The organism is Zavarzinia sp. (assembly GCF_041650655.1).
Lineage (GTDB): Bacteria > Pseudomonadota > Alphaproteobacteria > Zavarziniales > Zavarziniaceae > Zavarzinia.
Genome location: NZ_JBAZKR010000005.1, coordinates 50183 through 69208, shown reverse-complemented (window position 1 = coordinate 69208; position 19026 = coordinate 50183). Strand labels below are relative to the sequence as shown.

At 66.9% G+C, this 19026-nt stretch carries 16 protein-coding genes and 2 pseudogenes; 11 read left to right on the top strand and 7 right to left on the bottom strand.

All coding sequences use genetic code 11. The features are described from left to right. From WC493_RS02150 to WC493_RS02140, 3 genes are all read right to left on the bottom strand, one after another. On the bottom strand, positions 1-775 hold a 775-nt coding region (locus WC493_RS02150; protein ID WP_373062034.1), incomplete at its 3' end, for a DUF1329 domain-containing protein. A gap of 33 nt (positions 776-808) precedes the next feature. Next, positions 809-2833, bottom strand: a complete 2025-nt coding sequence (locus WC493_RS02145) for a DUF1302 family protein (protein WP_373062032.1) — start codon at positions 2831-2833, stop codon at positions 809-811. Between the two features lie 204 nt (positions 2834-3037). After that, on the bottom strand, positions 3038-4231 hold the full coding sequence (locus WC493_RS02140) for a flavin-dependent monooxygenase (protein WP_373062030.1): 1194 nt from the start codon (positions 4229-4231) through the stop codon (positions 3038-3040). A 468-nt stretch (positions 4232-4699) separates the two neighbouring features. On the opposite strand from WC493_RS02140, the gene WC493_RS02135 reads away from it, so the two are divergent. Together WC493_RS02135 and WC493_RS02130 are read left to right on the top strand one after the other, a co-directional pair. Next, entirely contained in the window at positions 4700-5293 is a 594-nt protein-coding gene (locus WC493_RS02135; protein WP_373062028.1) for a TetR/AcrR family transcriptional regulator, read from the top strand. Between the two features lie 90 nt (positions 5294-5383). Further along, entirely contained in the window at positions 5384-7033 is a 1650-nt protein-coding gene (locus WC493_RS02130; protein ID WP_373062026.1) for a hypothetical protein, read from the top strand. A 9-nt stretch (positions 7034-7042) separates the two neighbouring features. Here WC493_RS02130 and WC493_RS02125 read toward each other — a convergent pair whose 3' ends face one another. Beyond that, entirely contained in the window at positions 7043-8350 is a 1308-nt protein-coding gene (locus WC493_RS02125) for a hypothetical protein (RefSeq protein ID WP_373062024.1), read from the bottom strand. 163 nt (positions 8351-8513) lie between these two features. Between WC493_RS02125 and peaA the strand changes: the two genes are divergently transcribed. The 6 genes and pseudogenes from peaA to WC493_RS02095 all read left to right on the top strand — a co-directional run. Next, positions 8514-10061 (top strand): quinohemoprotein amine dehydrogenase subunit alpha, encoded by a 1548-nt coding sequence (peaA, locus tag WC493_RS02120; protein WP_373062022.1) that lies wholly within the window; start codon positions 8514-8516, stop codon positions 10059-10061. A gap of 9 nt (positions 10062-10070) precedes the next feature. Next, positions 10071-11531, top strand: a complete 1461-nt coding sequence (peaB, locus tag WC493_RS02115) for a quinohemoprotein amine dehydrogenase maturation protein (RefSeq protein WP_373062020.1) — start codon at positions 10071-10073, stop codon at positions 11529-11531. After that, a complete protein-coding gene (qhpC, locus tag WC493_RS02110) occupies positions 11528-11854 on the top strand; it encodes a quinohemoprotein amine dehydrogenase subunit gamma (protein ID WP_373062018.1) in 327 nt (108 codons plus the stop codon). Before peaB ends, qhpC begins: the two co-directional genes overlap by 4 nt. Positions 11855-11859: 5 nt before the next feature. Continuing rightward, positions 11860-12942, top strand: a complete 1083-nt coding sequence (gene peaD, locus WC493_RS02105; protein WP_373062016.1) for a quinohemoprotein amine dehydrogenase subunit beta — start codon at positions 11860-11862, stop codon at positions 12940-12942. 2 nt (positions 12943-12944) lie between these two features. Further along, positions 12945-13631: a hypothetical protein gene (locus tag WC493_RS02100; protein WP_373062014.1), complete on the top strand. Its 687-nt coding sequence runs from the start codon at positions 12945-12947 to the stop codon at positions 13629-13631. After that, a pseudogene (locus tag WC493_RS02095) lies at positions 13621-14325 on the top strand (ABC transporter ATP-binding protein); the annotation flags it as partial. The gene WC493_RS02100 and the pseudogene WC493_RS02095, both read left to right, overlap by 11 nt. A 34-nt stretch (positions 14326-14359) precedes the next feature. Here the strand turns inward: WC493_RS02095 and tssG are convergent. Together tssG and WC493_RS02085 are read right to left on the bottom strand one after the other, a co-directional pair. Further along, on the bottom strand, positions 14360-15055 hold the full coding sequence (gene tssG / locus WC493_RS02090; RefSeq protein WP_373062012.1) for a type VI secretion system baseplate subunit TssG: 696 nt from the start codon (positions 15053-15055) through the stop codon (positions 14360-14362). Beyond that, on the bottom strand, positions 15052-15651 hold the full coding sequence (locus tag WC493_RS02085) for a type VI secretion system baseplate subunit TssF (RefSeq protein WP_373062010.1): 600 nt from the start codon (positions 15649-15651) through the stop codon (positions 15052-15054). Before WC493_RS02085 ends, tssG begins: the two co-directional genes overlap by 4 nt. Here WC493_RS02085 and WC493_RS02080 point away from each other — a divergent pair. The 3 genes and pseudogenes from WC493_RS02080 to tssF form a co-directional block, all read left to right on the top strand. Continuing rightward, positions 15641-16150, top strand: a complete 510-nt coding sequence (locus WC493_RS02080; RefSeq protein WP_373062008.1) for a type VI secretion system tube protein Hcp — start codon at positions 15641-15643, stop codon at positions 16148-16150. The two genes, WC493_RS02085 and WC493_RS02080, sit on opposite strands and share 11 nt — an antisense overlap. A 65-nt stretch (positions 16151-16215) precedes the next feature. Continuing rightward, complete coding sequence (gene tssE / locus WC493_RS02075) at positions 16216-16719, top strand: type VI secretion system baseplate subunit TssE (RefSeq protein ID WP_373062006.1); 504 nt, start codon at positions 16216-16218, stop codon at positions 16717-16719. Beyond that, positions 16704-17993 (top strand): annotated as a pseudogene (gene tssF, locus WC493_RS02070) (type VI secretion system baseplate subunit TssF); the annotation flags it as partial. The gene tssE and the pseudogene tssF, both read left to right, overlap by 16 nt. On the opposite strand, the gene WC493_RS02065 reads toward tssF, so the two are convergent. Further along, on the bottom strand, positions 17993-19024 hold the full coding sequence (locus WC493_RS02065) for an ImpA family type VI secretion system protein (protein WP_373062004.1): 1032 nt from the start codon (positions 19022-19024) through the stop codon (positions 17993-17995). The pseudogene tssF and the gene WC493_RS02065 overlap by 1 nt on opposite strands. Positions 19025-19026 lie beyond the last annotated feature (2 nt).

Sequence of the window (19026 nt, the reverse complement as noted above, 5' to 3'; positions counted from 1 at the left end):
GACGGTTGCCGAAATCCCAATACTCCCGGACCAGCGTGATCGTGCCGCGCTCACGCTCGGGCTTCAGGGTGGTACGGAAGACGAAAGCGGCGCCGCCGTCGAAGGACTCGCGCTTGATCGCCGGGTCGTAGGCCGTCGAATAGATGTCCCACTGTTGGGCGCCCCAGGCGATGCTGCCGTCGGGATAGACCACGGCCTCGTCCATCGTACCGCGCTGGGTGAAGCCCCGCGGAATCGTGATGGCGTTCCAGATCAACTCGATTCCCGTCTTCGGGAAGGGAAAGGCCGAGGCGCCGAAGGCCCCGGTGATGCCCTCGCCGTCCGGCAGGACCTCGGCACTGGCGGCGTTCAGCTTCAAGTTCGCATGAAGCTCGTCGGTAAAGCGGAAGTCGCGATGGCAGGGATAGATGTCCATCCGGAACGTCGCCGGGTTCTTCTGGATCAGCGCCTTCTGCCCGTCCGACAGCCGGTCGGCATACTTCTGAAAATTCTGGGCATTGATCGAGAACAGCGGTTTTTCGCTCGCATAGGGGTCGGTCTGCGGTTTGCCCGGACCGCCGAAAGTAATGCCCGGCGGCACACCCAGCCATTTGCCGCTGTAGGGGGTGATCAGCCCGTCCGCATTGCCTTCCTTGACCGCACCGACCGGCGTCAACGTGGTCCCGAGCTTCCCGATTTCGTCGGGCGTCGCCTTGGCGAAGACGCCCCGCGGCCGACCCGCCGCGGCAAGCAGCGCCGCCGCCCCGACCCCTTTGACGAAAGTTCTGCGATCCATCGAGTGTTCCCTTCCCTCGTTGTCTTTGTCGTTTCAGAACGTGTATTTGACCGTCGCGACGACATTGTCGCGATCGGTCAACGGACGCTCGATGGTGTTGTAGGAGCCGAAAAAGGCGCTGTAGATCACACTGATCTCGAGATTGTTCAGGTAGCGGAACTTGACGCCCGAGGCGAGGCGCACGTCGCCCGAGCCGGACAGCGCGCCGAGCGATCCGGGATAGGCCGGGGTGCCGAAGGCGACGCCGAAGATGACCGGGATCGCCATGTCCCAGCCGCCCGGGAAGACGTCGGTGTAGCCGAATTCGGCCAGGCCCTGGATGCCCCAGGAAGTGCTGTCGCCGGTCAGGCCGCGGAAGGCGTTGATGTTGTTGCCGTTGCCGTCCTGCAGCGGCTGGCCGTTGACGTCGTAGAGATAGAGCGTGTCGTATTTCGCCACATGGTTGAGGCTGACCTCGGCGACCAGGCTGAGCGAATCCCAATAGGATGTGGAACCGCCGACATAGAGGCCGTTGATATTGGCCTGCCAGACGTCCGCACGGACAGGCTGGGGCGCCTTCACACCGGTCACATAACCGTTCACCAGGACGGGCACATTGTGCCGATAGGCGAAATCGAAGCCGACGTTGATCGGGCCGAGCGTGGTCGAAGCGCTGGCCCCGACGAGATCGATGTTGTCGTAATAGACGGTTCGATAGCTGTAGGGCAGATAGAGCGGTGCCACCGCGGCGACCAGATTGTCGATTGCCCCGGTGACCGCCGTCTCGAGCCCGGTGCAGGGGATCGAGAGCAAGCCGCAGACCGTGTTGACCGCGCCGCCCACCGTCCCCGGTCGGAACGGATTGGTGACGATGTTCGAGATGTCGAACACCGGCATCGGGTTCTTGTCGTGATAATGCAGGTAATAGAGGCCGGTCGAGAGATTGTCGGTCAGATCGTAAAGGATCCCGGTGCCCCACTGGGCCGCATTGTCCGGCTTCTTTTCGCCCCGATAGGCGACGTCGAAACGCTTCGTCTCGGCATCGGCGACACCCAGGATGTTCTCGCTCAGGATACGCGACAGGATGTCGGCAATCTGTTGCGGCAGGCCGAGCGAAGCGCAGGACGGGATGTTCGAGGACAGCGTGCAGGCTGATGCGTAGTGTGCGATCACATCCGGGAAGGGATTGGTCGCGCCATAGGCGAATTGCGCCCCGGGACCGATGATGTCAGCCCGGCTCCAATAGCTGCCGACGCCATCGAGCTGATTATATTCGTAATCGAACTGGTAATAGGCGAGCAGGCTGAGCCGGTCCGTCAGGCCCCAGTTCATCGAGGCTTGCGGCGCCGGCAGCAGGATGTCCTTCACCTCGGCGCCCGGGCTGTTGGCGCGTGTCGTCTCGACCGGCCCCTGCGACAGCGAAATATTGCCGAAGAACAGGCTCTCGCCCCAGGCCACCACCTGGTTGCCGATCTTCAGCGTCAGATTGGTGTCGAAGGGATGGAAGGTGCCATAGGCGAAATAGTCGAGCGCGCGGATGCGGCCGCCGTCGGCGATGCGGGTCTGTCCGGTGAAATGGTCCGGCGGCCCCTCGGCCTTGTTGATGCCGTCGGGGAAGGAGACGTCGTTCGAATTGCCGCTGTGATAGACGAAGTCGTAATAGGCGTTGGCGCTGGCCTTGAAGCCGAAATCGCCGTAGCGCAGGTCGGCGTCGAGGAGGGCGGCGAAGGCATCCGTGATCGGATCGCCCTTCTTGAAATTCCGGTTGGTGTCGTCGGTGTTGTAGGTCTTCGGCGTGTGGGTGGAGACGTAATAGGGCTCCAGCAAGGGAGCCTGCGGCACCAGGACGACACGCGGATAATCCGTCTCGGTCGAGAAGGATTTCGGGTTCGGGTCCTCCGCCCTGATGCCGAATTGGTAGCTGGTGGTCAGGCTGACGGAGAGTGTGGCGCCGTCCCCCAGCTCGAAGACTTCCGCCAGCGCGACCCCGCCACCGCCGATCATGGCAGCGACGAGGGCACTCCTCGCCACCAGTTGCGCACCGTCCATCCGGTGGCAGTCCTTGCCGTCTCTACCCATCGTTCCTCGCCCCCTGTCCCGGGGCCGCATGAGCCCCGGCACCGCCTCCCGATTCTGTGATCGGTTGAAACGGTGTTTCCGCGCCGGCGTGCGGCGCGGACGCGAGCGGAATCCCCGCTCAGGAACACAGGTCACCAGGCGGCCCTGCCCCCTACGGCCCGGCGCCGCCGCTTCCGTCGTCGGGCCCGCCTCCGGACCCGGCGCTCAGAGCCAAAAGTCCGTGTTCTCGAGCCCCAGCATGACACCGCCCCAGTTACGGCCGATCGAGTCGGCCTGGTTGGCGGCATGGGCGCGGCCGGTGTGGATGTCGGCCAGGATGCGGGCGAAGGGCAGCTTGTTGAACACCGCGGCCCCGCCGCCCGCCTTGAAGAGGCGCTGAGCGAGGTTCGCGCAACGCTCCGGCACTTCGGCCGACTGGTAGCGATAGCGCAGGCGTTCCGAGATCTCGGTGAATTCGCCGCGGCAGGCCTGTTCGTACATCTGGGTGATGTTGCGGCGGAGCACGAGCCGCATCTCGTCGAGGGCCGAGGTGGTTTCGGCGCAGATCAACTGGGCCGAGCCATCCTCCGCCGTCTTGGCGCCGGTCACCGTGGTGCGCTTGGCGGCATAGCCGACGAAGGCATCCAACATGCCCTGGAGGCCACCGATCGTCGAGGTCGAGACCGCGCGGATGAAGAGTTGGGCAAAGGGCATGCGGTAGAGCGCACTGGTGTTCACCGCATTGCCCGGGCTGTTGCACATCAGCCCGTCCATGAACTTGTGGGTGCGATAGTCCGGGACGAAGGCGTCCTTCACCACGATGTCGTGGCTGCCCGTGCCCCGGAGCCCGAGCGTGTCCCAGGTATCGACGATCTCGTAGTCCTTGCGCGGCAGCAGGAAGGTGCGCATGTCCATGTTGCCCGAACCGGGCTCCACCTCGCCGCCGAGGAAGACCCAGTCGCAATGCTGCGAGCCCGAGGAAAAGCGCCAGCGCCCGTTGAAGACGAAGCCCCCGTCGGCCGGCTGAGCGTTGCCCTGGATCATATAGGTCGAGGAGACCAGGGTGCCCGTGTCGCGGCCCCAGACATCGGCCGCGGCCTGGTCGTCGAACAGCGCGAGCTGCCAGGGATGGACGCCGATCACGCCGTAACACCAGGCGGCCGACATGTCGCCCTCGCCCAGCGTCATGAGGACGTCGTAGAAGACCTGGGGATGCATCTCGTAGCCGCCCCAGCGCTTGGGCTGGAGCACGCGAAACAGGCCGGCGTCCTGCATCGCCGCCACCACCGCGTCGGGCAGCCGGCGCAGGCGCTCGCCCTCCGCCGCCTGTTCCTTCAGGAAGGGAACCAGGGCGCGGGCCCGCGCGCGGATCTCGTCTTCGCTGGGCACGGTGGTGCCGACTTCGCTGCTGCCGTCCATGATCATCCCCGGCTGTCCGTTCCCCCGCCCGCCGTATTCGGTCGAGCTTGTCATTGTTCGGTGATGATGACGGTTTCGCAGATGTCGCGACATCGTCTAACCGGACTAGAGCGAGCAAGCCGAAATCAAATTGTCCGGATATAAAGAATTCACCCCCTTAACCTTCGAAAGGGATGCAAATTTCCGCGTGTTTGCTCAGAAAAAATGGGGGGCTACCGCCAGGAAGACAATCTGCCGGCGGGCAAAGGGATAACGGAGACTTTCTCTTGTCGCGGTGCAGTCGGCGCTCCGCGATGATATAGGCGGTACGGCAGGCCCCAGATCGCCGGCCGGCCTGTCGATCGGCAACCGCGCTATACATTTTTTCGTTTTCTGTAGTATTGTAATGTTTCGAGGAGGGAGCAAATGCGGGCCGACACGGCTACACTGCGCCCTCGCCGTCTCCCGCCCGCCCCAGACCGAAGCCCCATGTCCGCCCTGCCGCAATCGCACAGTTTCAACGAAACCCAGCAGCGCATCCTGGCTGCCGCCATCACTTGCGTGAAGCAATGGGGGGTCGAAAAGACCAGCCTGAACGACATCGCCAAACAGGCGGGCGTGACCCGGCCCACGGTCTATCGCTATTTCGCCAGCCGGAACGAAGTGCTGACCACCGCCCTGATGCAGTCGGCCTATGCCTTGGGCGAGCGCATCATGGCCCATATGGCCGGCATGGCCGAGCCCGTCGAGCGCTATGTCGAGACCATCGTCTTCGCCATCGGGCAGATCCCGAACGAGCCCTATCTCTCGATCGTGATGGGCAGCGATTTCATGTCCTATGTCGCAGCCGATGCGCTGAGCAACCAGGAAGGCTGGGCCCTGTGCCTCGCCCTGATGCGTCAGATCCTCGACGGCCTCGACCTCGCCGACGATGCCCTGCAGGACATTACGGAAGTGACCATCCGCCTCGTGCTGTCGCTTCTGACCACCACCGGCCCACGCAAGCGCAGCCCAGAAGAGTTGCGTCTCCTGCTGCAGCGCTGCCTCGCGCCGATGTTGGAACGGAACGGCGCCCGGGCTTGATCTCGAGCCCTTCCCCGGGGATTCTCGAAGCCGGGAAGACGGCTCCCCGCCCGCCGTCACGCAATGCCCGAGCCAGGTGTCAGCCCGACCATGACCGATCCGATGATCCCCGACCGCCCGAAGGACACGGCGGACCGCCTGGTGCGCCATTTCCGCCAGATCATGGTCTGGCCGGTGCAGCTCATGCCGCTGCACGACCACGGCCCGATCGAAACCCATTGGGAGAAGCTGGCCGGCGCTGATTGCCTCTGGGCGATACTCGACGATGAATTCACCGAAGACTGCGACGCCTTCCACGAACGACACTACGTCGAATTCGTCGCCTTCCTGCCCCATGTCCAGCGCTTCATCTATGGCGAGGGGCGCACGGTCGGCAATCACGGTGGTTACGGCGCCTCGCCCATTCGCGTCTACCGGCGCAAGGACGTCGCCAAGGCGCGCGTGCAGTGCCGGGCCGACGGGCCGACCTTCGTGTTCGAGGTGATCCACGTCGACCTCTGCTTCTTCTATGACGTCGACGTCGCCTTCCTGGTGGTCGAATTCGCCGCCGACGACATTCCGCTGGCTGATGCGGAAGATACGTTGTTCCGCCTGAGCCGCACCTATCCCACCTTCTGGAACGAGGACGGCAGCGCCGTCTATTGCTGCCATCGGGTCGAGTGGCTGGATGCGGCGGGCGAAGTCCTGGCCGCCTCGGACTTCCAGGACCGCCGGCGCTATCTCGATTTCACCTGCATCAACCGCGCCCCCTATATCGCCGCGCATTGGCGCTTTCTGATGCACCCCCTGGTGCTGCACCACTCGGACGAGACCGGGCCGATCCGCTTCCGCCAGCTCGAATATCAGCGTATGCCGGTGATGAGCTATGTCGCCCTGGACGATCCCGCCAGCCTTCAGCGCAGCGACTGGATGCGCCTCGGCCTCGGCACCGCCCCCGGGCCTTCGGGACAGCTCCCCTTCTCACGCCGCTTCATGGCCAATTTCGAGACCCGCTTCTGCCTGGATCGCCATTGGGGTGACGCGGGGGACCATGACGGCACGCCGCTCCGCATCGTGTGCTCGCACCATGCCCTCACCATGGTCGGCAAGGCGAACGACGCCTATTTCAGCGATGCCGAAACCGGCATGTTGAGCCAGTTCCGCCATCAGTATTTCATGATCGCCCTGATCGCCCATCTGCACCGCGCTTCGCTGCTCATGTTCTCCGACCGGCTGGTCACCGCGATCAGCCATCTCGACGTGGGCGACGTCGAATCGGTGAAGAAATTCAAACGCGAGATCCGTGGCATCCGCGAGAATTTCCTGCGCTTCAATCACCGCTACTGGTTCCACGAAGTCTCGAACCAACTGCTCATGCGCGACGTCTTCCGCCAACTGCGCGAACAACTCGAAATCGACCGCCTGTTCTCCGAAGTCCGCGGCGAAGTCGAGGACATGAGCAACTACCTCGATTCCGACAGCGTGCGGCGGCAGTCGAATTCGGTGCTGCGCCTGACCGTGGTCACCATCTTCGGCCTGGTCGGCACGCTGGCGACCGGCTTTTTGGGCATGAACCTGATCGCCGCGGCGGACAAGCCGCTGTGGCTCCAGGTCATTTATTTCATGGCGGTGTTCGTGCCCACCGTCTGCCTGATCGCCTATACGATCACGAAATCCCGCAAGCTCTCGGATTTCGTCGAACTGCTGTCGGACGAACGGATCTCGCTCCGCGATAAACTCCGGGGCATTCGCCCGAAATAGCCGCGAGGCTCAGGACGGGTCGCGCAGCGTCGCGGATTCGTCCGCCAAACGCCGGGCCAGCGGCCCGGCGGCCGGCCCCCAGACGGCTTCCAGGGCAGCCACGCCACCCTTGCTGAAACACCGCCAGGCATCGGCCGCGGGAACATGGCCGAACCAGCCGATGCCCATGGGCGTGCGCGGCGTCCGCAAAACGTCCATCTCCTCGACCAGTCCGTCGCGGACGACGGTGGAACGGCGCACTTCGATCGCAGCCGGGAGATCGCCGGCTGGCAGGAGGTCGGGAAAATCGCGACGCAGACGCCAGAATGGCTCGTCGGCGAAACGCGGTTCGGCCCGGATGAAGTCACGCCCGATTCTGGCCTGGTGCAGGCTGGTTTCTTCCGCTCGCGCCGTCAGGAAGCGGCGGCACAGGTCTTCCGTCTCCGGTCCCGGGCGGGCCGCCAGCGTGCGCCGCACCGCCGCCACCGCGAGCGCGCTCGAGACCGCCCAGAACTGCCCGTGCCCCGAAAGCGGATCCATCGCGGCCAGACAGTCGCCGGCACGGAGCACGCGGAGATCGCCGACCGGCCTCGCCAGGCAGGGCGCCGCCTCGCGTGCCGAGATGTCACCCGCGAGGCCGATGGCGCCGAGATCGGGCATGGCCCGGTGCAGGGCGGCCAAAAGCCGTTCCGACGGAGTCCCCTCGCCTGCGGCGTCCAGCATCACCTGGGCCCAGATCCGCCCGTCCGGCAGGCCGACCAGCCAGACCCAGCCCCCGGCGAAGGCGCGAATGTGCAGGCCCTCCAGCGATGTCCCGGCGGCGACCAGGCCGCATAGCGCCAGGGTGGCCGGTGCGCGCGACACCCAGTCGAGCGCGGTGCGGCCACGCGCATCGATCACCTGTGGGGCGGCGATCCGCCCCCCCTCGGCCAGGACGACGCCCTGCCCATCCGGCCGCCCGGTGCCGCACCGCAGTCGGGCCCCCGCAGCGGCGGCGGCGGCGCGGAGGTGGGCGTCCAGGGCGCCGCGCCAGACCACATATTCGGCATTGGCGGTACCGATGCCGCCCCAGTCCACCCGGCGCGTCAGCGGCCCCTGAATGCCGTCGAAGCCGTCGAGCAGCCCCTCGGCCCGGAGCCAGCGATGCAGCCGAGGGGCGAGCCCTTCGAGGCGCGGATTGCGCCGTTCGGGATCGACCAGCACGACGTCGAGCCCGTCGCGTGCGGCGAGCAGGGCCGAGACGGCCCCCGCAGGTCCACCACCCAACACCACCAGATCGGCCCGGCCGTCCATCGCCGCCTCCGCTGCCTGTTCCAGAGGCAGGGTCCGCCCGGCCACGGGAGGCATTCTTGACATTGCCGGCCAAAGTGAATGCCGGCGGCACCATGCCGCGACTTTGGCCACGAATGTCAGGAACGGCAGGCGGCGGATCGCTTCCCTAAAGGCACGTCACACACGGGGCGGCCCGATCGTCGGGGCCGCCAGTCAGAGGATCGCAACGATGAAGTCTCTCGTCCGTCTCGCCCTGGCAACGGGCTGCGCCCTGGGCGCGCTGACCGCCGCGGTGCCGGCGCTCGCCGCGAGCGGGGCCGAGGTGCTGCAGAACACCTGCATCACCTGCCACACCAAGGCCCCGGACGGCACGGTCGAGCGCATCGATGCCGCGCGCAAGACGCCGGAAGCCTGGGATATGACGGTGGTCCGCATGATGCGTAACCACAAGGTCGAGCTGAGCGACGCCGACCGTCAGGCCGTGGTCAAATATCTGGCCGATACCCGCGGCCTTTCCGTCGCCGAGACCGAGGGCTTCCGCTACATCCTCGAGCGCGAGCCGGTGGCCAGTGACGAAGGCCCCAGCGAGTTGATGACCCAGACCTGCGGCCGTTGCCATTCCTATGCCCGCGTCGCCCTGCAGCGCCGCACGCCCGAGGACTGGAAGCATCTGGTCAATTTCCACCTGGGCCAGTTCCCGACCCTCGAATATCAGGCGCTAGCCCGCGACCGCGACTGGTGGGGCATCGCCCAGGCGGAGATCATCCCCTTCCTGGCCAAGACCTATCCGCTCGGCAGCGCACCGGCGCCCTTCACGGGCGATCCCGCCGGGACTTATGTCCTGGCCGGGCATCAGCCGGCCAAGGGCGATTATGCCGGCACCCTGACCATCACCAAGGCGGGCAGCGAATTCGACGTTAAGATGGTGCTGGCCTTCGCCGACCATACCGCCACCTTCACCGGCAAGGGCCGTCTCTTCGGGGCCGGCGAATGGCGGGCCTCGCTCTCCGACGGCAAGGTGAAGATTCGCCAGGTCTTCGCCTTCGGGGCCGACGGCACCCTGGAAGGCCGCTGGTTCGAGGCGGAGCGGGACGTGATCGGCGGCCGCATCGCCGCGGTCAAGGCGGACGGCGCCGCCCACGCCCTCGCCGCCTTCCCCAGCCGCCTGAAGATCGGCGCGGAAACCACCGTGACGGTCGCCGGCAGCGGCCTTTCCGGCGCCCTCACCTTGCCCGCCGGCGTGACCGGCGAGATCACCGGAAAGAACGAAACCGGCGTCACCCTGAAGCTGAAGGCCACGGCCGCCGGTCCGGTCGAACTGGCCCTGGGCAGCCAGAAGATCGCCCTCGTCGCCTATGAGGCGCCCGACCGCATCTCGATCGTGCCGGAGCTGACCATCGCCCGGATCGGCGACAACGGCAGCCCGATCCCAAAGGTGCCGGCGCAGTTCGAGGCGGAAGGCTGGCTGAACGGGCCGGACGGCAAGCCGGGCACGGCGGACGACATCTCCCTCGGCTATTTCCCGGCGACCTGGGCCACGGCCGACTTCGACGAGGCCGCCGCAGCCATGAAGGATGCCACCTTCGCCGGCTCGATCGACGCCACCGGCCTGTTCACGCCGGCCGCCGCCGGCCCCAACCCCGAGCGGGTGATGTCGACCAACAATGCCGGCAACCTGAAGGTGATCGCCACGGTGACGGAAGGCGGCAAGCAGCTGACCGCGGAGGCGCATCTCTACGCCACCGTGCAGCGTTTCGTCGACCCGCCGATCCGCTGAGGTGGCACCATGAACGCCCTCACCCTCGTCCGCCACAACGCCCATCGCGTCGACGTCGACGGTCACGCCATGCTGATGCATGTGCCGACCACCAGCCTGTTCGAACTGGACGGCGTGGCGCGGGATGTCTTCGATCTCTTCCAGCGCCGGTCGGCGGTCGACGCCGAGGCGATGCGGGCCGAACTCGGCGCCCGCCACGCCCCCGGCACGCTGAGCGATTGCCTGCAGAGTTTCCTTTCGCTCGACATCCTGCGGGATGCCGAGGCGCCGGAGGCACCCGCCCGCATCACCAAGGTCGAGGAGATCCCGCTCTCCACGATCATCCTGAACGTCAACACCGGTTGTAACCTTTCCTGTACCTACTGCTACAAGGAAGACCTGACGACGCCGGCCAAGGGCCGCAAGATGGCCTTCGAGACGGCGCGCGCCTCCTTCGATCTCCTGCTGAAACAGGCGCGCGGCCGGGACCGGGTCAATGTCGTCTTCTTCGGCGGCGAGCCCCTGTCCAACGTCGAGCTGATCCGCGAGGTGGTCGCCTATGCCGAGCCGGTGGCCCGCGCCGCCGGCAAGACGGTCGATTTCTCCCTGACCACCAATGCGACCCTGCTGACCGAGGAGCTGGTGGATTGGTTCGACCAGCACCGCTTCGCCCTCACCGTCTCGATGGATGGGCCGAAGGCGTTGCACGACGTGAACCGCCGCACGGTCGGCGGCAAGGGCACCTACGACGTGGTCGCCCGCAACGTGACCATGCTGCTCGCCCGCTACAAGTCGCGCCCTGTCGGTGCCCGGGTCACCCTGACCCGGGGCGTGGCCGACGTGATGGGCATCCACCGCCACCTGAAGAACGAGCTCGGCTTCGCCGAAGTCGGCTTCGGCCCCGCCACCTCGGGCCCGATCGCCGTCTTCAACCTGGACGCCGAGGCCCTCGGCCAGGTCTTCGAGGACATGAAGGCGCTCGGCCGGCTCTATGTCGAGGCGGCCTGCCGGGGCGAGAACATCGGCTTCTCCAACATGCACCAGCTGCTGACCGACATCGCCCAGGGCACCAAGAAGGCGGTGCCCTGCGGTGCCGGCCTCGGCATGTTGGCGGTCGACGGCGCGGGCGACCTGCACCTGTGCCACCGTTTCGTCGGCTCGAACCAGCCGACCTACGGCAATGTCGAGAGCGGGATCGACGTGCCGAAGCTCGCCGCCTTCATCGAAAAGGCCCAGGACCGCAGCGACTACGGCTGCCGGACCTGCCGCATCCGCTCGATCTGTGCCGGCGGCTGCTACCATGAGAGTTACGCACGGCAAGGCGACGTCTTCGCTCCCGTCTACCACTACTGCGACCTGATGCGCGACTGGGTCGACTTCGGCATCGAAGCCTATGTCCGCATCATGCGCGCCAACCCCGGCTTTTTCCGCACCCAGCTCGAACCCCGGATCACGCGGTCCGGCGCCGCCAAGGAGGTTCTTTCTGCATGAAACATCTGATCCCTGCGAACGCGAAGGCCCAGGCCTTCGTGGAAGCCGAGGCCGAGGGCCGCGCGGAAGAGGTGGTCGCCATGAACGCGCTGGTCGGCTGCACCACGTCCTTCGATCCGGGCTGGGAAGTCGACGCTTTCGGCGGCGTCTCCAACCTGTGCCAACCGATGGAAGCCGATCTCTACGGCTGCGCCGATCCCTGCTGGTGGCCGGCCCAGGTGGCCGACACGCTGAACACCTATCCCGACTGGACCGCCGGTGCCGACAACGTCACCCGCGACTGGCGCAAGCTGCAGTCCGTCTTCCCCGAGACGAAAGGCTGAGTGACATGGCCCGTTCCCTTCTTCTTTCCCTGCTCGCCGCGGGCATCGCGCTGGCCGCCCAGCCGGCGCTGGCGCGCGACTACATCCTGGCGCCGACCCGGCCGAACAAGCTGGTGATCGTCGACACCGAGAAAATGGCGGTCGACAAGGTGATCATCCTCGAAGGCGACGCCGGCCCGGCCCCAGTGGTGCCCGTGGTCGATCCGACCGGCCATTTTGCCTATGTCTCGATCAACAAGACCGAGAGCCTGGTCAAGGTCGACCTCGAGAGCGGCCGCACGGTCGCCCGCGTCGACATGAGCACACCGCAAGAGAGGGTGAAGAACCTCTTCGGACTCGCCCTCTCGCCCGACGGCAAGACGCTGGCCGCCTATCAGTCGGCGGTGAAGACGATGGCGACCCATTTCGAGGTCGAGCCGACCCGCATCACCCTCTACGACGCCGCGACACTGAAGCCGCGCAAGACCTTCGAAGCGCCGCGCCAGGTTACGCTGATCATGTATTCGCTCGACGGCAAGAAGCTCTTCGCCCTCGGCCGGGCCATGTATGTCTTCGACACGGCGAGCGGCAGCAAGATCGACGAATACTCGATCCAGTCCTGGCAGGCCGAGACCTATGCCCAGCCGGACGTGCTCGATGTCTGGAGCCAGTACGAGACCTCGGGCCTCGTGGTGACGCCCTTCTTCACCGCCCTGAAGGCCAAGCCGATGACCGATCCGGAAGCCTTCCGCACCGGCCTCCTCACCCTCGATCTCGCCAGCGGCAAGATGGAGATGAAGGATATCCGGCAGATGGACGTCTTCTATTTCTCGACCGCCGCCAATCCGGCCAAGACGCGGGTCTACGGCGCCTACAACGTGCTGGAGAGCTTCGACCTCGTGGCCAATGCGCCGATCAAGCGGGTGTCGCTGCCGCACTCCTATTATTCGGTCAACGTCTCGTCCGACGGGCGCACGGTCTGGCTCGGCGGCGCGCTCGGCGACCTCGCGGCCTATGACGCCGAAACCCTCGAAAAGAAGGGCCAGGTCGACATGCCGGACGGCGCCGTGATGTCGCTCGCCAGCGTGCGCATCTTCACCCGGCGCTAGCCATGGTCCGGGTCGGCGTGATCGACAGCGGCGGTCCGGCCGACGACCCGCCGGAGGACCGCGCCACGGCGCGGTCCTTCTCGGCGGACGGCGCCATCGCGCCCGCCCTGCCCGACCGGCTGGGCCACGGCAGCGCCGTCGCCGCGATCATCCGCCGTGCCTGCCCGGGCGTCTCCGTCCTGCACGCCCAGGTGTTCGACGACAGGCCGGTGACCTCGGCGCTCAGGGTCGCCGCCGCCCTGCACTGGTTCGCCGCCCTGCCGGAGGCGGCGCGGCCCGATCTCCTGTGCATGAGCCTCGGCCTTGCCGTCGACCGGGGGCCGCTCAAGGCCGCCTGTGCCCCGCTGATCGCACGCGGCATGGTCCTGGTCGCCGCCCATCCGGCCCGGGGCGCGCCCTGCTACCCGGCCGCCTATCCGGGCATCCTGGCGGCGACCGGCGATGCCCGCTGCGCGTGGGACGACGTTTCCCGCCTCGGCCCCGCGCTTTTCGGCGCCTGGTGCAATTCGCCCGAGGACGGCGTGCCGGGCATGGGCGGGGCCAGCATCGGTGCCGCCCGCCTGGCGGGCCATCTGGCCGCGATCAGCAGCGCGCAGGGACGCCTGCGCGGCCTCGGCGAGGCCGTCGCGGCGCTCACCCCCCTGGTCCGCCACAGCGGACCCGAGCGGCGAGGAGCCCATGGCGACTGAAAGCTATCGCGACCGCCTGGGGCGCCGCCTCGCCGCCCTGATCTTCGGCTCCGATGCCGGCTGGATCGCGCCCCTGATGGCGCGAATGCTGCCGGCGTCGGCCCTCGTCCTGGCCAGTTCGTTGACCGCCGCCGCCCTCGGCCTCGCCCTGCCGCTGCTGACCAAGCAAGTGATCGACGCCGGCATCATGGCGCGCGACATGCAGGCGCTGTTCCTCTGGTCCGGTGCCAGTTTCGTGCTGGGGCTCGGCGCGGTCGGCCTGGGGGCCGCCAATTCGCTGCTCCACCTCAGGGCCTCGTCGCACATGTTGGCCGAACTGCGGGCCGGCCTCTTCGCCGCCGCCCTGGCGCGCGATCCGGCCCGGCCCGAATTGCTGCTGGGCGAAGCCATGGCCCGGCTCGACGGCGACTGCGCGGAGATCCAGAGCTTCGCCTTCGACACTTTGATCGTCGCCATCGGGGCGATCTTCCGCTTGGCCGGCGGGCTCGGCCTCATGGTGGCGCTGGACTGGCGCCTCGCCCTGCTGCCCCTGGTGGCGGCGCCGGTCGAACTGGCCTTCCTCGCCCGAGCCCGCCGGCGGAGCCAGGCACTCGCCGAAGCGGTACGTGGCACCAGGGGCGATCTCGCAGCCCTGATGACGGAGTCGCTGGGCGCCCGGCGAACCTTGCGCGCCCTCGGTGCGATCGGTCAGCGCGAAGCCGCTTTCGGCCAAGGCCAGCGGGCGCAGATCACCACCCTGCTGCGCCAGCGACGCTGGAGCGAAACGGTCGGCCGAGCAGTGAGCGGTCGGACGGGTCGAGAACCAAGCGGTCGCCGACGAACTGGTCGATTTCGACCGGCAGACCGAAGAGCCCTTCGAGGAAGGCGGTGAGCCGCGCGGCCGAGCGGCTCCGGGCGGCGAGCAGCCCCGCGAAATGTAGCTTGCTGCCGTCGGACAGGGCATCGTCGTCGCGCCAGGGATCGGCCGCGATGCCGATCTGGGCGCCGACGAAGGCGGCGAAGCGGTCGCTCGCCGGGCGGTCGGCCTGGGCCGCCGGCCGGGCATCCGCCCAGGCGCGATAGAACAATTGGAGAAATCGGTTCTGGATGATGTCGGCGAAACGGGCGAAGGAATCGTCGCCGTCGTTCAGCCAGCGCAGCGCCTCTTCCGTCACCGCCAGGGGCAGCGCCCCCTGCGGGCCGAACAGGCCCATGAAACGCACGATGATACGATGCCGCCCCTGCCCGTCCCGATCCGCCCGGGCCAGGGCGGACGGGGGAAATGCCAGGAAGGGATCTTGGCCGAGGGTCAGGAAGTCCTCCCGCCGGGTGCTGCTATCGCCGATCTTCGGCCGGTCGGGAAAGGCCCGTTCGAGGAAGCGCATGACTTCGTGGAAGTCGAAACGCCACGGTTCCCGTTCCAATTCGGCGACGAAGCCGCTCACAGGAGCCTCCTCGTCCCGGCCCGGGCCGGCCAGCGCCTGACCAGCCCGCGTTCGGTCGAACGGATGACGGTCTCGGTGAAGGTGTTGATCGAGACATAGTCGGCGAAGAACTGGTCCAATACGGCGCCCAGCAGAAAGATTCCGCTGCCCGAAAAGCCCCTCTCGTCGAGCGTCACCGTAATTTCGAGGCCGCGAGCCACCGCCGCCCCGCCGTTGCAGCGGATCCGGCGCACGACCGGCCGCGTCTCGACGCTGCGAATGCCGGCGATCCGCCGCTGCGTCGCGTCGTCGGCGATATCGGCGAAAACCGACATCACTTCGCGGAGCGCATCTCCGCCCCGCCTTCCTGCGCGTTCGGTCAGGCCGAGGTGGTTGAGCGCCAGGAGATTGATCAGACGCCAGGCCAGGACGCCCGAATAGGGTGCCTCACGGCCGCTCCGGAAACGAGCCAGGATCGGCTCGCGCGGCGCGGTCGGTCCGACCAGGCAGCTCACCGCCAGATCCATGTCGTCGACGAACCTGAAATCGACGCCGCCACTGCCGACCGGCAACTGCCCGGCCAGATGACGATTGGTGCAGAGAGCGGTGACCCCCACTTCACCCGGCCCGCCCGCCTTCCCGGACGCCAACGGCGACGTTTTCGAACTGCCGATCGTCGCGATTGCCGAGCGACTTCCTAAGCGCGCCGCGGCAACGGCTCCGGCCGAACCGGTTCTGGCCCGCCGGCCCTATGGCCAACGCTCGGAGCCGGTGTCGGAATTCGCCTTCGAAGAAGACACCGACGGCCACACGGGCAAGAACTATTCCTGGATGAACCTCATCAAGTTCTGCTGCAACGGCAAGCACATTCCGAAGGGCAAGATCATCGTCCGCAAGGCCGGGCAGAACCCGCTCGACTATGTCGTCATCGAGCTGGAGAACATCATCATCTCCAGCATCAGTTCCGGTGCGACCGGCCGCGAGGATCTGCTGGTCGAGCACGTCGGCCTCAATTTCAGCAAGTTCAACTACATCTACACGCCGCAGAACAAGGACGGTTCCGGCGCCGGTGCGATCGAGGCGCCCTGGGACATCGCCAAGAATGCATCGTCGTAGGTTACGGTCGGTGAGGTGACGGCATGGGGGGGCGACCGGCCAATGGGCGCGTTCGTTGCCCGCTCATGGTGGCCTTCCGGGACGCCCATGCGACGAGGGATGCGGGGCTGCCGGCGGGCGGTCGCGGTGGCGGCGGCGCGATCGGCGAACAGGCCTTGCGCGAGGCGATCGGTCGCGATCTCGAGGATCTCCTGAACACGGTCAGTCTCGAGGCGACAGTCGATCTCGCGGATTTCCCCAGGGTCCGCGACTCCATCCTCAATTTCGGGCTGCCGGATCTCGCCCGGCACACGATCGACGAAGCCCGGTTTTCGGAAATCGAAGGCGCCCTGGGTGCGGCCCTGGCACGTTACGAGCCGCGCCTGTCGGCGGGCAGCATCGAAGTGCGGCGGGAGGAGGGCGAGGACCAGGAGGAGAAGAGGGCGGCCCTCCAGGTCCGCTTCCTGGTGGCGGCGGAGATGCGGGCCGAACCCTTCGCCGTGCCGGTCGAATTCATCGCCGACATGCAGCGCGATACCGGCAGGGTGGCCGTCGACCGCGACGGCAAGGCGGGATGGACCGCGCCATGAACCGTGAATTCCTGGACCTCTACGAAAGGGAATTGAAGGTCCTCTTCGAACAGGGCGCCGAATTTTCGAAGGAACATCCGAACATCGCCCGGCGCCTCGGCGAGATCACGGCGGACCGGGCCGATCCGATGATCGGCGGCCTTCTGGAAGGGGCGGCCTTCCTGGCGGCCCGCGTGCAACTGACACTGAAGCAGGAATTTCCGGAATTCACGGCCAACCTGCTGGAACAACTGGTGCCGGGCTATCTCGCTCCGGTGCCGTCGGCCGTCCTTCTCGGCTTCACGCCGCCTTACGGCGATCCGGGCCTGGATGAAGGCAGGACGTTGCCGCGGCACGCATCCGTCGATGCCGCCTACCGCGAACGGCAGCGCGGCACCACCTGCCGTTTCCGCCTGTGCAACGCGTTGACTCTCTGGCCCTTCGAACTGGTGGAAGCGCAATATTTCGTCGCGGCCGGGCAGATCGCCGCATCGGGGATCGCGGCGGGACCCGAGGTCGCCGCCGGGCTCTGCCTGACCCTCGTCCGCCGAACCACCGTACGGCGCGAGGATGAGCCCGAGCCGGGCTCGCCAAAGGCCAGAGACGGCTGGTTCGCCGCCAGCCGCGCCGATCGCCTCGCCTTCCACCTGCTGGGGGCGGAGGCGGACGCCGACGGGCTCTACGAGCAGGTGTTCGCGAACTGCAACGGCATCCATCTGCAGTTCACCGATCCCGGTGGCCACAGCGTGGTCCTGGATCTGCCCCTTTCCAGCCTGGCCCAAATCGGCTTCGACGAGGCCGAGATGATGCTGCCGAACGGCAAACGGGTATTCCGGGGCTTCGACCTGATCAGGGAGTATTTCCATTTTCCCCGGAAGTTCCTGGGCTTCGCGCTGGAAGGTCTGGACGAGGTCCTGCCCAGGGTAGAGGCGCCCGCGGTGAAACTGCTGCTGACCTTCGACCGCTCGGTGTCCCGGCTGGCCGGTGCCGTCCATGCCGGCGCCTTCGCCCTCCACGCGGTCCCGGCGATCAATCTCTTCCGCCGGCCGACCGACCGCATCGCCCTCGATCACGGGCGCCACGAATATCCGATCGTGGCGGACCGCAGCCACCCCGCGGACAACGAGATCCACACGGTCGAAGACGTCTTCGGTTTCCTGGGCGGGAGCGGGCGGAAGGTGAAGCTTCCACCGCTCTATGCCGCCCCGCCGGAAGCCGGGCAACTCTCCTACACGCTTCGTCGGGATGCCAGGATCCGCTCTGCCGAGGAGCGCGAGCTTGGCACCGCATCGGATTACGTCGGCACCGAGGTCTTCCTCTCGCTCGCCGGGGCCGGGCGGGACGCCAAGGCGAAGCGTGCCTTGGCCAATTTGTCCGGCACGAGAAGCGACAGCAGTTCGGTCAGGTCCAGACCGAATAGTGCCTGGGCCTGGCGCGCCAGGATCAAGGCAGGGTTGGCGGGCTCGAATTCGCAATAATAGTCGATGACGGCTCCCAGCCTGCGGCGCGCATCAAGCCAAGAACCGATCGCCGGCCCGTCGGAAACCGGCTCGGTCGCTTCCCCGGCCGCTGCCGCAAGAGATGCTTCGGCCGGTGGCGGAGGCGGCATGTGTAACCCTGCCTGTTCCTGAATGAGTTTGACGATGGCGGCCACGGGTTCGCGAAGCTTGGCCAAATCGACCCTGCCCTTCCCGCCCGAACGGACCGACACGGTGTTCTCGATCTCCGCCGATGCCGCCGCCAACCGCTGCAGACATTCGGCCAACCGCTGAAGCTCCTCGGGATTCGCCTTGGCGAAGGCGGCGGCCAGGGCGGACGGCTGGCCGCCCTCGATCTGCGCCGTCGCCCCTCTCTCGGCCACCCAGGCCTTCCAGGTCACGGCGGTTCCGCGATCGGTCTGGACGAGTGGCAGGTTTTCGAGCGGAATGGCGACATGCGCCCGGTTGTTGACCAGCGTCGTCAGCGTGTTCAGGCGCCGGGTCGGGTCGCCGTTCGGACAGCGGGGATAGACATCGTCCCAATGTTCCTTCAGCAGGCCCGCGATCTGGGCGATCGTGCGCTCGAAAGCATGGACGTCACCACGCAAGATCTGCAGACGGGCCAAGCCGGTGAGCAGGCCGAGATCCCGGCTGTCCTCCAGACGATCCGTGATTCTGGCGATCAGGTCCGCTTCTTTCGTCCCGTTCCGCTGGAAGCCCGCATATCGCTCCGGCAGGTAGGTCTCGATCGCCATCATCAACATGGTGTAGTCGTGATCGGCATCGAGGTCGCGACCGCAGGGCGCCTCGGCGGAGATCGGGGTCGAATAATCCGGCGCTCGGCTCACGC